The organism is Streptomyces sp. NPDC016469 (genome assembly GCF_040632905.1).
GTDB lineage: Bacteria > Actinomycetota > Actinomycetes > Streptomycetales > Streptomycetaceae > Streptomyces.
Map to the genome: position 1 here is coordinate 23,859 of NZ_JBEYCQ010000025.1, position 14,070 is coordinate 37,928.

General features: G+C 72.9%; 11 protein-coding genes. 7 read left to right on the forward strand and 4 right to left on the reverse strand.

Translation table 11 applies throughout. The features are described from left to right. Positions 1-9 precede the first annotated feature (9 nt). Positions 10-864, reverse strand: coding sequence for a chromosome condensation regulator (locus ABZ565_RS25785; RefSeq protein WP_361031377.1), 855 nt, complete (start codon positions 862-864; stop codon positions 10-12). Between the two features lie 89 nt (positions 865-953). On the opposite strand from ABZ565_RS25785, the gene ABZ565_RS25790 reads away from it, so the two are divergent. From ABZ565_RS25790 to ABZ565_RS25810, 5 genes are all read left to right on the forward strand, one after another. Continuing rightward, positions 954-2,444, forward strand: coding sequence for a 3' terminal RNA ribose 2'-O-methyltransferase Hen1 (locus ABZ565_RS25790; RefSeq protein WP_361031380.1), 1,491 nt, complete (start codon positions 954-956; stop codon positions 2,442-2,444). Then, entirely contained in the window at positions 2,441-5,017 is a 2,577-nt protein-coding gene (locus tag ABZ565_RS25795; RefSeq protein ID WP_361031383.1) for a polynucleotide kinase-phosphatase, read from the forward strand. The genes ABZ565_RS25790 and ABZ565_RS25795 overlap by 4 nt, the downstream gene beginning before the upstream one ends. Before the next feature lie 66 nt (positions 5,018-5,083). Further along, positions 5,084-6,316, forward strand: a complete 1,233-nt coding sequence (locus tag ABZ565_RS25800; RefSeq protein WP_361031386.1) for an arginine deiminase — start codon at positions 5,084-5,086, stop codon at positions 6,314-6,316. Between the two features lie 110 nt (positions 6,317-6,426). Further along, positions 6,427-7,428: an ornithine carbamoyltransferase gene (argF, locus tag ABZ565_RS25805; RefSeq protein WP_361031389.1), complete on the forward strand. Its 1,002-nt coding sequence runs from the start codon at positions 6,427-6,429 to the stop codon at positions 7,426-7,428. A 184-nt stretch (positions 7,429-7,612) separates the two neighbouring features. Next, positions 7,613-9,034: an amino acid permease gene (locus ABZ565_RS25810; RefSeq protein WP_361031392.1), complete on the forward strand. Its 1,422-nt coding sequence runs from the start codon at positions 7,613-7,615 to the stop codon at positions 9,032-9,034. Here the strand turns inward: ABZ565_RS25810 and ABZ565_RS25815 are convergent. Further along, positions 9,031-9,456 (reverse strand): ATP-binding protein, encoded by a 426-nt coding sequence (locus ABZ565_RS25815; RefSeq protein WP_361031395.1) that lies wholly within the window; start codon positions 9,454-9,456, stop codon positions 9,031-9,033. The genes ABZ565_RS25810 and ABZ565_RS25815 overlap by 4 nt on opposite strands. A gap of 240 nt (positions 9,457-9,696) precedes the next feature. Between ABZ565_RS25815 and ABZ565_RS25820 the strand changes: the two genes are divergently transcribed. After that, complete coding sequence (locus ABZ565_RS25820) at positions 9,697-10,524, forward strand: enoyl-CoA hydratase family protein (RefSeq protein WP_361031398.1); 828 nt, start codon at positions 9,697-9,699, stop codon at positions 10,522-10,524. Beyond that, the gene (locus ABZ565_RS25825; protein ID WP_361031400.1) at positions 10,521-12,812 is read left to right on the forward strand and encodes a bifunctional salicylyl-CoA 5-hydroxylase/oxidoreductase; all 2,292 of its coding nucleotides are present in this window, start codon (positions 10,521-10,523) and stop codon (positions 12,810-12,812) included. Before ABZ565_RS25820 ends, ABZ565_RS25825 begins: the two co-directional genes overlap by 4 nt. Here ABZ565_RS25825 and ABZ565_RS25830 read toward each other — a convergent pair. Together ABZ565_RS25830 and ABZ565_RS25835 are read right to left on the reverse strand one after the other, a co-directional pair. After that, positions 12,799-13,230 carry a hypothetical protein gene (locus ABZ565_RS25830; protein ID WP_361031403.1) on the reverse strand — a complete coding sequence of 144 codons (432 nt, stop codon included), beginning with the start codon at positions 13,228-13,230 and terminating at the stop codon, positions 12,799-12,801. The two genes, ABZ565_RS25825 and ABZ565_RS25830, sit on opposite strands and share 14 nt — an antisense overlap. Beyond that, positions 13,223-14,068, reverse strand: a complete 846-nt coding sequence (locus ABZ565_RS25835; RefSeq protein ID WP_361031406.1) for a PaaX family transcriptional regulator C-terminal domain-containing protein — start codon at positions 14,066-14,068, stop codon at positions 13,223-13,225. The genes ABZ565_RS25830 and ABZ565_RS25835 overlap by 8 nt, the downstream gene beginning before the upstream one ends. Between the last annotated feature and the right edge of the window lie 2 nt (positions 14,069-14,070).

Sequence of the window (14,070 nt, forward strand, 5' to 3'; positions counted from 1 at the left end):
CCCGAGGGGTTACCGCAGGCGGATGCCGGACCAGGCGGCGACCTCGCACTGCCCGTCCGCGTTGTTCCCCGTGCTGACGACCGTGCCGTCGGTGCGCAGGCCGAGCGTGTGCGTCGACCCCGCCGCCACGGCGACGATGTCGCGCCAGCCGCCGACCTCGCACTGTCCGCAGCTGTTGTCGCCCACCGCGAGGACCCGTCCGGAGGAGGTGACCCCGACGGTGTGGCAGCTGCCCGCGTCCAGCCCCACCACGTCCTCCCACTCGCCCACCTCGCATGCCCCGGTCGCCCGGTCGCCGGTGGCCAGGGCGCGCCCGTCGGCTCCGAGGGCGACGGTGTGGAGGTACCCGGCCGAGACGGCGGCCAGGCCGCGCCATTCCTCCAAGGCGCACTGCCCGCGCCGGTTGTTCCCCGTGGCCACCGCGGAACCGTCCGCCCGGACGCCGACCGAGTGCCAGTCACCGCACGAGAGGGCGACCACCTCGCGCCAGGGCCCCACATCGCACTGCCCCTCCGCGCCCCGGCCCGCCGCCACCACAAGGCCGTTCCCGAGCAGCCCGAGCGTGCGGCGCCAGCCGGCGGCCACGGCCGTAACGCCTCGCCAGCCGGACACGTCGCACTGCCCGTCGCCGTTCCACCCCGTCGCCAGTACCGTGCCGTCCGAACGGAGGCCCACCGTATGGGATCTGCCCGTGTTCCTCGCGGTGTGGACGTTGCCCGCCGCGACCGAGACCACGCCGTCCCACCGGCCGACACGGCACTCGGCGGTGGCGAGACCGCTGCCGGCGGTGAGCACGGTGCCGTCCCGGCGCAGGCCGACCGAGTGACGCCTCGCGGCGGCCGGCACCGACGGGCCGATGAGCATGGAGCCTCCTGGAAGCTCGGTGTGAGTGCTGGGGGCTGGACATGGAAATTGCCTGGTGGGAGGAGGACGGGCGGATCATACTCAAACGTGTGTTCCTGACGATCAGTACAACCGGCTCCCCGGAACGTCCCGCCACCGACCTCGGGTTTCTGCTGCACAAGCATCCCGAGCGGGCGCAGGCGTTCTCCACCTCCCACGGCACCGCGCACGTCTTCTACCCCGAGGCGTCCGCGGAGCGGTGCACGGCGGCCCTGCTGCTGGAGGTCGATCCCATTGCCCTGGTGCGCAAGGGGAAGGGCAAGGGCCGGGGCGGGGCGCCCGACGCGGCGCTCGCGCAGTACGTCAACGACCGCCCCTACGCGGCATCCTCGCTGCTGTCCGTCGCGATGAGCACCGTCTTCAAGTCCGCGCTGAGCGGTGCCTGCAAGGCGATGCCGGAGCGGGCGGCGGCCCCCCTGGAGCTGCGGATCGAAGTGCCCGCCCTGCCGGCCCGTGGTGGTGCCGAGCTGGTGCGCAAGCTCTTCGGTCCGCTCGGATGGACGCGGGTGGAGGCGGAGGCCGTACCGCTGGACGAGACGTTCCCGGACTGGGGCGACTCGCGGTACGTACGGCTGGTGCTCGAAGGCGAGCTGCGGCTCGCCGACGCACTGCGCCAGCTGTACGTGCTGCTGCCGGTGCTGGACGACGCCAAGCACTACTGGGTGGCGCCGGACGAGGTCGACAAGCTGTTGCGGGCGGGCGAGGGGTGGCTGGCCGAGCACCCCGAGCACAAGCTCATCACCAGCCGGTATCTCGCGCGGCGCTGGGGACTGACCCGGCAGGCGATGGAGCGGCTGGAACTGGTGCGGCTCGCGGAGGCGGACGACCTCGACGTCGAGAGCCTCGACAACGCCGTGGACGAGGGCTCCGACACGGAGGAGCGGCCGGTGCCGCTGGCCGTGCGGCGCCGCGACGCGATCCTGGCCGCGCTCACCGCGGCCGGGGCGGGCCGGGTGCTCGACCTGGGCTGCGGACAGGGGCAGTTGGTGCAGGCACTGCTGAAGGACCCGCGCTTCACGGAGATCGTCGGCCTCGACGTGTCCATGCGCGCCCTGACGATCGCCTCGCGCCGGCTGAAGCTGGACCGGATGGGGGAGCGGCAGGCGGCCCGCGTGACGCTGCGCCAGGGCTCGCTCACCTACACGGACAAGCGGCTCAAGGGGTACGACGCCGCGGTGCTCAGCGAGGTCATCGAGCACCTGGACCCGGAGCGGCTGCCCGCCCTGGAATTCGCCGTGTTCGGCTCCGCGCGCCCCCGCACGGTGCTCGTGACCACGCCCAACGTCGAGTACAACGTCCGCTGGGAGACCCTCCCGGCCGGCCACACCCGCCACGGCGACCACCGCTTCGAGTGGACCCGGGCCGAATTCCGGGCCTGGGCCGAGGCGGTGGCCGGACGGCACGGGTACGGCGTGGAGTTCGTGCCCGTCGGCCCGGACGACCCCGAGGTCGGCCCGCCCACCCAGATGGCCGTGTTCACCGCCGGCACCGCCACGACAGCCACCACCGACGAGACCGAGAAGGAGGCGAAAGCCGCATGACCACCAACGACACCGGGCGCGCCCCGCACCGCACCCTCCCCGTCACCGACCTCTCCCTCGTCGTGCTCATCGGGGCGAGCGGGTCCGGCAAGTCCACCTTCGCGCGGCGGCACTTCAAGCCGACCGAAGTCATCTCCTCGGACTTCTGCCGGGGCCTCGTGGCCGACGACGAGAACGACCAGAGCGCCAGCAAGGACGCCTTCGACGTCCTGCACTACATCGCGGGCAAGCGCCTCGCCGCCGGCCGGCTGACCGTCGTGGACGCCACGAACGTGCAGCCGGAGGCCCGGCGCCAGCTCGTACGCGTGGCCCGGGAGTACGACGTGCTGCCCATCGCCATCGTGCTCGACCTGCCCGAAGAGGTCTGCCTCGCCCGCAACGCGGCCCGCCCGGACCGCGCCGACATGCCCCGCCACGTCATCCAGCGCCACCGCCGCGAGCTGCGCCGCTCCCTGCGCGGCCTGGAGCGCGAGGGCTTCCGCAAGGTGCACATCCTGCGCTCCGAGGATGAGGTCGACCAGGCCGAAGTGGTCCTGGAGCGCCGCTTCAACGACCTGCGCCACCTCACCGGCCCGTTCGACATCATCGGGGACATCCACGGCTGCCGCTCCGAGCTGGACACCCTCCTCGGCAAGCTGGGATACGTGGACGGCGCCCACCCCGAGGGCCGCACCGCGGTCTTCGTCGGCGACCTGGTCGACCGCGGCCCCGACAGCCCCGGCGTCCTGCGCCGCGTGATGTCGATGGTCGCCGAGGGGAACGCGCTGTGCGTCCCGGGCAACCACGAGAACAAACTCGGCCGCTACCTCAAGGGCCGCAAGGTGCAGCTCACCCACGGCCTCGCCGAGACCGTCGAGCAGCTGGAACGGGAGGACGCGAAGGACCCGGAGTTCCGCAAGCAGGTCGGCGCGTTCATCGACGGGCTCGTCAGCCACTACGTGCTGGACGGCGGCCGGCTCGTCGTCTGCCACGCCGGGCTGCCCGAGAAGTACCACGGCCGCACCTCCGGCCGGGTCCGCTCGCACGCGCTGTACGGGGAGACCACCGGCGAGACCGATGAGTTCGGGCTGCCCGTGCGCTACCCGTGGGCGGAGGACTACCGGGGCCGCGCCGCCGTGGTCTACGGCCACACGCCCGTGCCCAGCACCTCGTGGATCAACAACACCATCTGCCTGGACACCGGTGCCGTCTTCGGCGGGAGGATGACCGCGCTGCGCTGGCCGGAGCGCGAGCTCGTCGACGTACCGGCGGAGCAGGTCTGGTACGAGCCGGTGAAGCCGCTGGAGACCGAGGCGCCCGGGGGCCGGGAGGGCCGGCCGCTCGACCTGGACGACGTGCAAGGCCGCCGCATCGTGGAGACCCGGCACATGGGCCGCCTCGCCGTCCGCGAGGAGAACGCGGCCGCCGCCCTGGAGGTCATGAGCCGGTTCGCGGTCGACCCCCGGCTGCTGCCCTACCTGCCGCCGACCATGGCGCCCACCGCCACCTCGCACGAGGACGGCTACCTGGAGCACCCGGCCGAGGCGTTCGGCGAGTACCGGGCCGCCGGCGTGGCGAAGGTCGTGTGCGAGGAGAAGCACATGGGCTCCCGCGCCGTGGCCCTGGTCTGCAAGGACGCCGCCGCGGCCCGGGAGCGCTTCGGTACCGCGGACGCCGGCGACGGCGGGCCCACCGGTGCGCTGTACACCCGCACGGGCCGCCCGTTCCTCGACGACACCGCGCTCACCGAGACGGTGCTCGGGCGGCTGCGCGCGGCCGTGACCGCGGCCGGGCTGTGGGACGAGTGGGGCACCGACTGGGTGCTGCTCGACGCCGAGCTGATGCCCTGGTCGCTGAAGGCACACGGCCTGCTCCGCTCGCAGTACGCGGCCGTGGGCGCCGCCTCCGGCGCGGTGTTCCCCGCCGCCACCGGGGCCCTGGCCGCGGCCGCCGCGCGCGGCGTCGACGTGGGCGCGCTCGCGGACCGGCAGCGGGAGCGGGCCGGGGACGCGGCGGCGTTCACGCAGGCGTACCGGCGCTACTGCTGGGGCACCGACGGGCTGGACGGCGTGCGCCTCGCGCCGTTCCAGATCCTCGCCGTACAGGGCCGCTCCCTCGCCTCCGTACCGCACGACGAGCAGCTGGCCTGGCTGGACCGGCTGGTGGAGCACGACCCCACCGGGCTGCTCCAGGTCACCCGTCGGCTCGTCGTGGACACCGCCGACGAGGCGTCGGTCCGGGCGGGCGTCGACTGGTGGCTGGAGATGACCGGCCGGGGCGGCGAGGGCATGGTCGTCAAGCCGCTCGGCGCGCTTGTCCGGGACGGCAAGGGACGCCTGGTGCAGCCCGGGATCAAGGTGCGCGGCCGGGAGTACCTGCGGATCATCTACGGCCCCGAGTACACCCGCCCGGACAACCTGGACCGGCTGCGCGGCCGCTTCCTCGGCCACAAGCGCTCGCTGGCCCTGCGCGAGTACGCCCTCGGCCTGGAGGCCCTGGACCGGCTCGCGGACGGGGAGCCGCTGTGGCGGGTCCACGAAGCGGTGTTCGCCGTCCTGGCGCTGGAGTCCGAGCCGGTGGACCCCCGGCTCTGAGAGCACCGGCAGAACAAGCTGGCGATTCGCCGGGTGAACGGCGCGCCGCGCGGTGAGGATGTGGGCATGGGATTCCATGTCGACTCCGAGGCCGGGCGGCTGCGCCGCGTCATCCTGCACCGCCCCGATCTGGAACTGAAACGGCTCACGCCGAGCAACAAGGACGCGCTGCTCTTCGACGACGTGCTCTGGGTGCGCCGGGCCCGGCAGGAGCACGACGGCTTCGCGGACGTGCTGCGGGACCGGGGCGTCGAGGTGCACCTCTTCGGCGACCTGCTGCGCGAGGCGCTGGAGATCCCGGTCGCCCGGCGGCTCGTGCTGGACCGGGTCTTCGCCGAGAAGGAGTACGGCCCGCTCGCCACCGAGCACCTGCGGGCCGCCTTCGAGGAGTTGACCTCGGCCGAGTTGTGCGAGGCGCTGGTCGGCGGGATGACCAAGCGGGAGTTCCTGGAACGGCACAAGGAGCCGGTCTCCGTCCGCTTCCACGTCATGGACCTGGACGACTTCCTGCTCGGGCCGCTCCCCAACCACCTGTTCACGCGCGACACCTCGGCGTGGATCTACGACGGTGTCTCGATCAACGCGATGCGCTGGCCGGCCCGGCAGCGCGAGACGGTCCACTTCGAGGCGATCTACCGTCACCACCCGCTGTTCACCGGCCCGGAGGCGGGCGCCTTCCACCACTGGTCCGAGGGGCAGGACGACTACCCCTCCACCATCGAGGGCGGCGACGTCCTCGTCATCGGCAACGGCGCCGTGCTCATCGGGATGAGCGAACGCACCACCCCGCAGGCCGTGGAGATGCTGGCCCGGGGGCTCTTCGACGCCGGCTCGGCCCGGACCATCGTGGCGCTGGACATGCCCAAGAGCCGCGCCTTCATGCACCTGGACACCGTGATGACCATGGTCGACGGGGACACCTTCACCAAGTACGCGGGCCTCGGCATGCTCCGCTCGTACACGATCGAGCCCGGCGACGGGCCGCGCGACCTCAAGGTCACCGACCACCCGCCCGAGCAGATGCACACCGCCATCGCCCAGGCGCTCGGTCTCGGCTCGATCCGGGTGCTCACCGCGACCCAGGACGTGCACGCGGCCGAGCGGGAGCAGTGGGACGACGGCTGCAACGTGCTGGCCGTCGAACCCGGGGTCGTCGTCGCGTACGAGCGCAACGCCACCACCAACACGCATCTGCGCCGGCAGGGCATCGAGGTCATCGAGATCCGGGGCAGCGAGCTGGGCCGGGGCCGGGGCGGTCCGCGCTGCATGAGCTGCCCGGTCGTGCGGGACGCGGTCTGACGGGCGACGGGGTCCGTACCGCGAGACGGCGCTGTATAGCGATGCATTGCGTCGTATAGGGTTCCAGCGTTACGGTATGCGTCCCCCCGCCCGACCCAGGAGCAGTCACCATGGCCATAGACCTCGCAGGCCGCCACTTCCTCAAGGAGCTGGACTTCACGGCCGCGGAGTTCCGCGGCCTGATCGAGCTGGCCGCCGAGCTCAAGGCCGCCAAGAAGTCGGGCACGGAGACGCAGCGGCTGCGCGGCCGGAACATCGCGCTGATCTTCGAGAAGACGTCGACCCGCACCCGGTGCGCGTTCGAGGTCGCCGCCGCCGACCAGGGCGCCTCGACCACGTACCTCGACCCCTCCGGCTCCCAGATGGGGCACAAGGAGTCGGTCAAGGACACCGCGCGCGTCCTCGGCCGGATGTTCGACGGGATCGAGTACCGGGGCGACAGCCAGGCGGCCGTCGAGGAGCTGGCCGCGTACGCCGGGGTGCCGGTGTTCAACGGGCTGACCGACGACTGGCACCCGACCCAGATGCTCGCCGACGTGCTGACGATGACCGAGCACAGTGAGAAGCCACTGGAGGAGATCGCGTTCGCCTACCTCGGCGACGCCCGCTTCAACATGGGCAACTCCTACCTCGTCACCGGCGCCCTGCTGGGCATGGACGTGCGCATCGTCGCGCCCAAGGCGTACTGGCCGGCCGAGACGGTCGTCGCCGAGGCCCGTGCGCTCGCCGAGGTGTCCGGCGCCCGGGTCACGCTCACCGAGGACGTGGCCGAGGGTGTGCGCGGCGCGGACTTCGTCGCCACCGACGTCTGGGTCTCGATGGGCGAGCCCAAGGAGGTCTGGGACGCGCGCATCGCGGCCCTCGTGCCGTACGCCGTCACGATGGACGTCCTGCGGGCGACCGGGAACGCCGGGGTGAAGTTCATGCACTGCCTGCCCGCGTACCACGACCTCGGCACCGGGGTGGCGCGCGAGATCCACGAGCGGCACGGGCTGAGCGAGCTGGAGGTCAGCGACGAGGTGTTCGAGTCCGAGCACTCCGTCGTCTTCGACGAGGCGGAGAACCGCATGCACACCATCAAGGCCGTGCTCGTGGCGACGATGGCCGGTTAGCGGCCCGGCGGCCCCGCATGTTCATGCAGCCAATTGGGTGAATATGCGGACAGGTGTCTATGATGGTGCCGATTGGTGGGGTTCGAGCTCGCACGCTCGAACCCCCTTTTCGTGCGCGGGACGGCCCCCACCGCCCGAGCCGCGCCTCCCCCCCCACGCGTACCACCGGAAATGAGACACCGCCGTGAGCCCACTGCGCCTTCCCGGCCCCCCGCACCGCGTCAAGGACCCGCACCGGCTGATCGCCGAATCGGGCGCCGACCTGGAGGGGCACGGCCTCAAGCGCACCATGGGCCTGTTCCAGCTGGTCTGCTTCGGGGTCGGCGCGGTCGTCGGGACCGGCATCTTCGTGGGCCTGTCCGACAGCGTGGCGGAGGCCGGGCCCGCCGTCGTGGTCTCCTTCGTCCTCGCCGCTGTCACCTGTGTCTTCACGGCGTTCTCCTTCGCCGAGCTGGGCAGCGCCATTCCCGTCTCCGGCAGCTCGTACTCCTTCGCCTACGCCACGCTCGGCGAACGCCTCGCCTTTCTCGTCGGCTGGTGCCTGCTCCTGGAGTACGGCGTCTCGGTCTCCGCCGTCGCGGTCGGCTGGAGCCAGTACGTCAACGAACTCCTCGACAGCCTCTTCGGCCACCAGCTGCCCGCCGCGCTCTCCGCGGGCCCGGCGGACGGCGGCGTGATCAACCTGCCCGCCGTGATCGTGGTCATGATGGCCGCGACGCTGCTGGTGCGCGGCGTCCGGGAGAGCGCGGGCGCCACCGCCGCGATGGCCGTCCTCAAGCTGGTCGTCCTCGCCCTGTTCTGCGTCATCGCGTTCACCGCGTTCGAGCGCGGCAACCTCGCCCCGTTCGCCACCCACGGCGCGGGCGGTGTCACCGCGGGCGCCTCCCTGGCGTTCTTCTCGTACATCGGCTTCGACGCGATCACCACCGCCGGGGAGGAGGTCAAGAACCCCCGGCGCAACATCCCGCTCGCGATCATGATCTGCATCGGCCTGGTCACGCTGCTCTACTGCGCGGTCGCCCTCGCCGCGATCGGCGCCCTCGGCCCGGACGCCGTCTCCGACAAGCCCGCCGCGCTCTCGCTGATCGTCGACCAGGTCACCGGCTCCTCCGTGGGCGGCGGCATCATCGCCTTCGGCGCGGTCGTCGCCATCGCCTCGGTGGTCCTCGCGGTGATGTACGGGCAGACCCGCATCCTGATGTCGATGTCCCGCGACGGCCTGGTCCCGAGGGTCTTCGAACGGGTCTCGCCGCGTACCGCGACCCCGGTCGCCAACACCTGGATCGTCGCCGTCGTCTTCGCGGTCCCGGCGGCCTTCTCCTCGCTCGACATGGTGGTGAACCTGACCACCATCGGCACGCTCGCCACCATGGTCGCCGTCAACGCCGCCGTCCTCGTGCTGCGCCGCCGCAACCCCGAGGTGCGCGGCTCCTTCCGGGTCCCGCTCTACCCGCTGAGCCCGCTCATCGGGATCGGCTTCTGCCTCTACCTGATGTACGGCACCGGCTGGACGACCTGGGTCCAGTTCGCGGTGTTCCTCGCGGCCGGTGCCCTCGTGTACGCCGTCTACGGGCACCGCCGCTCCCGGCTGGCCCAGGGCTCCTAAGGCTGTACGGGCGGCAGCCGGAACCAGACCGCCTTGCCGCGGTCGGTCGGGCGGTGACCGCAGGACGAGCTGAGCGTGCGGATCAGCAGCAGGCCCCGGCCGTGCTCCTGCCACGGGTCCGGTACGTCATCCGGCTCGGGGCGGGACAGATCGCCGGGCGGGGCCGGGTCGCCGTCGTGCACCTCCACCTGGCAGCCGGCCGGAAGCAGCTCGACCACCAGCTCTATGGGCTCGTCGCCCGGGGTGTGCTCCACCGCGTTGGCGACCAGCTCGGCGGTCAGCAGTTCGGCGGTGTCGCTGTCGGCGGGGGCGTCGATGTCCGTCAGCACCGAGCGGATCAGCGCCCGGGCGATCGGCACGGCGGCCGTGGAGTGCGGCAGGGAGATGCGCCAGGAGGGGCGTGGCGGTCCGTCGGGGAGCACGAGGGTTTCCGTTCGGGTGAGCGCGGGGGGTCCTGGGCTCAGACGGTTCCGCGCTCAAGACTTTCTCGACTCCACCTTACGAAGCGGCGCGACGCGGGCAAGGGCCTGCCGCCCGGGACCTTGGGGACATTCGTCACTGGACGGGCACGCGACGGTGTATCGCGTACTCGTGACGGGAGTCACGCAACGGTGATAAATTCGGGGCCAGGCAGCAGCGACGGCTGAAGGGGATACCCCGCCATGAGCCCGTTCACCGGCTCCGCACCGCGTACGCAGCACTGGCGCCACCTGCGGGTCACCGTCGAGGACGGCGTCGCCACCGTCACCCTCGCCCGGCCCGAGAAGCTCAACGCCCTGACCTTCGGCGCCTACGCCGACCTCCGCGACCTGCTGGCCGAGCTGGCCCGGGAGCGCTCCGTGCGGGCCCTGGTGCTGGCCGGTGAGGGGCGCGGCTTCTGCTCCGGCGGCGACGTGGACGAGATCATCGGCGCGACCCTCGCGATGGACACCGCCCAGCTCCTGGACTTCAACCGGATGACCGGCCAGGTCGTCCGCGCGGTCCGCGAGTGCCCCTTCCCCGTCGTCGCCTCGGTGCACGGGGTGGCCGCCGGGGCCGGCGCCGTCCTCGCCCTCGCCGCCGACTTCCGCGTCGCCGACCCCACCGCCCGGTTCGCCTTCCTCTTCACCCGGGTCGGGCTCTCCGGCGGCGACATGGGCGCGGCCTATCTGCTGCCCCGGGTCGTCGGTCTCGGTCACGCCACCCGGCTCCTGATGCTCGGCGAACCGGTCCGCGCCCCCGAGGCCGAACGGATCGGCCTGATCAGCGAGCTCACCGACGAGGGCGACGCCGACGAGGCCGCCGCCGCGCTCGCCCGCCGCCTCGCGGACGGGCCCGCGCTCGCCCTCGCCCAGACCAAGGCGCTGCTCACCGCCGAGCTGGACATGCCGCTCGCCGCCGCCGTCGAGATGGACGCCGCGACCCAGGCCCTCCTGATGCACGGCGAGGACTACGCCGAATTCCACGCCGCGTTCAGCGAGAAGCGGCCGCCCGCCTGGCGCGGCAAGTGACCGCCCCGGGCCCCGGCCTGCACCGGATCGCGGTCATCGGCGGCGGGCCCGGCGGGCTCTACGCGGCCGCGCTGCTCAAACGCCTCGGCCCGGACCGCGAGATCACCCTCTGGGAGCGCAACGCCCCCGACGACACCTTCGGCTTCGGCGTCGTCCTCTCCGACGAGACCCTCGGCGGCATCGAACACGCCGACCCGGTCGTGCACCGTGCCCTCCAGCGCGAGTTCGTCCGCTGGGACGACATCGACATCGTGCACCGGGGCCACACCCAGACCTCCGGCGGCCACGGCTTCGCCGCGCTCGGCCGCCGCCGGCTCCTGGAGATCCTGCACGGACGCTGCGCCGGGCTCGGCGTCGACCTCCGCTTCCGTACCCAGGCCCCGCCCGCCGCCGAACTCGCCGCCACGCACGACCTGGTCATCGCCGCCGACGGCGTGCACAGCGCCACCCGCGACGCCCACGCGGAGAGCTTCCGGCCCCGGATCACCGGACACCGCTGCCGCTACATCTGGCTCGCCGCCGACTTCGCCCTCGACGCCTTCCGCTTCGAGATCGCCGAGACCGGGTACGGCGTGATGCAGCTCCACGCCTACCCGTTCTCACGGGACGCTTCCACCGTCATCGTCGAGATGCGGGAGGAGGTGTGGCGCGCGGCCGGCTTCGACGCACCCAACCCGGCCGAATCCATCCGCCAGTGCGCCAAGGTCTTCGCGGGCGCCCTCGGCCACCGGCCGCTGCGTTCCAACAACTCCGCCTGGCTCACCTTCCGTACCGTCGTCAACGCGCACTGGTCGCACGGGAACACCGTCCTCATCGGGGACGCCGCGCACACCGCGCACTTCTCCATCGGCTCCGGCACCAAGCTCGCCGTGGAGGACGCCCTCGCGCTCGCCGCCTGCGTCGAGGAGCAGCCCTCGCTGCCCGCCGCGCTCGCCGCCTACGAGAGCGAGCGGCGGCCCGTCGTGGAGTCGACGCAGCGCGCGGCGGCGGCCAGCCTGCGCTGGTTCGAGGAGCTGAGCCGGCACGTGGACCAGCCGCCCCGGCAGTTCGCGTTCAACCTCCTCACCCGCAGCCGCCGCGTCACCCACGACAACCTCCGGCTGCGCGATCCGGCGTTCACGGCCGGGGTGGAGGAGGAGTTCGGCTGCCCGCCGGGCACCCCGCCGATGTTCACGCCGCTGCGGCTGCGCGGCCTGGAACTGCGCAACCGCGTCGTCGTCTCGCCGATGGACATGTACTCGGCCACCGACGGCGTCCCCGGCGACTTCCACCTCGTCCACCTCGGCGCACGGGCGCTGGGCGGCGCCGGGCTCGTCATGACGGAGATGGTCTGCGTCAGCCCCGAGGGCCGCATCACCCCCGGCTGCACCGGCCTCTACACCGACGAACAGGCGGCCGCCTGGGCCCGGGTCACCGGCTTCGTGCACACCGCGTCCCCCGGCACCGCCATCGGCGTCCAGCTCGGCCACTCGGGCCGCAAGGGCTCCACCAAGCTCATGTGGGAGGGCATCGACCAGCCCCTGGACCGCGGTAACTGGCCGGTGACCGCCGCCTCGCCACTGCCGTACGCCCCCGGGGTCAACCAGGTCCCGCACGCCCTGGACCGGGCCGGGCTGGAGGAGGTCCGGGAGCAGTTCGCCGCCGCCGCCCGGCGCGCCGACGCCTGCGGGTTCGACCTCCTCGAACTGCACTGCGCGCACGGCTATCTGCTCTCCGGCTTCCTCTCGCCGCTCACCAACCACCGCACCGACGCCTACGGCGGACCGCTCGCCCACCGCCTCCGCTTCCCCCTGGAGGTCTTCGACGCGGTGCGCGAGCTGTGGCCCGAGGACCGGCCGATGACCGTCCGGATCTCCGCCACCGACTGGGCGGAGGGCGGCACCACCGCCGAGGACGCCGTGGAGATCGCCCGTGCTTTCGTCGCGCACGGGGCCGACGCCATCGACGTCTCCACCGGCCAGGTCGTCCCCGGTGAGCGGCCCGAGTACGGGCGGTCCTACCAGACCCCGTACGCCGACCGCATCCGCAACATCCTGTGCGTGCCGGTGATCGCGGTCGGCGCGATCTCCTCCTGGGACGACGTCAACTCCCTGCTCCTCGCGGGCCGGGCCGACCTCTGCGCCCTGGCCCGCCCCCACCTCTACGACCCGCACTGGACGCTCCACGCGGCGGCCGAACAGGGCTACACAGGACCGGGCGCCCCCTGGCCCCTCCCGTACCGCGCCGGCAGCCGCACCCCGCCGACCGGCCGCACCGACGCCCCGAAGCCGCGCCTCACTCTGGGCTGACCGGCAGGCACTCGTGGCACAGGCACGGGTCCGGATGCGGGGCCGCGTGGTGGGTGTTCCGGCCCAGGCGCGCGGTCCGCTCCAGCTGCTCCGCCCACTCCAGCGCCTCCTCGCGCGTCCACACGATCCACTCTGCGCAGCGCCGGAGCACGGCGGGGGAGTACACCAACTGGGCCCGGAACGTATGCAGGTGGCGCGTGACGGTGTCGATGGTGATCCAGTGCCCGGTGTGCCGGCCGTGGCCGACCGCCGTCAGCTGCTCGTTGCCCATCCCCGGGTAGGTGTCGACCACGTAGACCTTCGCGCCCGGCCGGAACGCCTTGGTGCCGGAACGGAACTCCTGGCCCAGCTCCCCGTACCGCCGCCACCGCACGACGTTCGCCGCGACCAGCCAGCGAGGCTCGGGCGCCTCAGCCATGGTCAGGCTCCGGGCCGGCCGTCATCCGGTGCGCGAACTCCGCCCCCGCGTCCCGCAACCGCTCGTGCAGCGCCCGGAACACCTCGGCCGACCTGGCGCCCGGCCACTCGTCGGGAAGCAGCTCTCCGGGCAGCCCCGGGTCGGCATAGGGCACCCGGCGCCAGGAGTCCAGCGCCGTCAGGTAGTCCCGGTAGGCCGCCTCCGGGTCCGTCGCCGCGTCGCCGCGCGCCTCCCAGGTCCTGAGCACCGGTTCGTGGCGTTCCAGGAAGCCGTGGTGGAGCCGGGCCACCGCCTCCAGGTCCCACCAGCGGGCGACGGCCTCCCGGGTCGCGCTGAAGCCCAGGTGGTCACCCCGGAACAGATCGACGTACGGGGCGAGTTCCAGCCGTTCCAGGGTGTGCCGGGTCTCGTCGCGCAGCCCCGCCGGCGCGATCCAGACCCCGGGGGCCGCGGTGCCGAACCCGAGCCGGGACAGCCGCGAGCGCAGCAGGTGCCGCTTGTGGCGCTCCGCCTCGGGCACCGAGAACACCGCCAGCACCCAGCCGTCCCCCACCTGCGGGTCCGGGTGGCGGTAGATGCGCCGGTCGCCGTCGTCCAGGAGCTGGCGGGCGTCCGCCGACAGTGCGTATCCGGCCGCCCCGTCCGCCGTGCGCCCGGCGACGAGCAGCCCGCGCCGCTTCAGCCGGGAGACGGACGAGCGTACGGCGGGGGCGTCCACGCCGACGGCACCGAGCAGCCGGACCAGACCGGCCACCGGCATCGGCCCGTCGCCGGGGGTGCGGCCGTACGCCCCGTACAGGGTGACGATCAGCGAACGGGGGGTGTGCGGTTCGACCATGT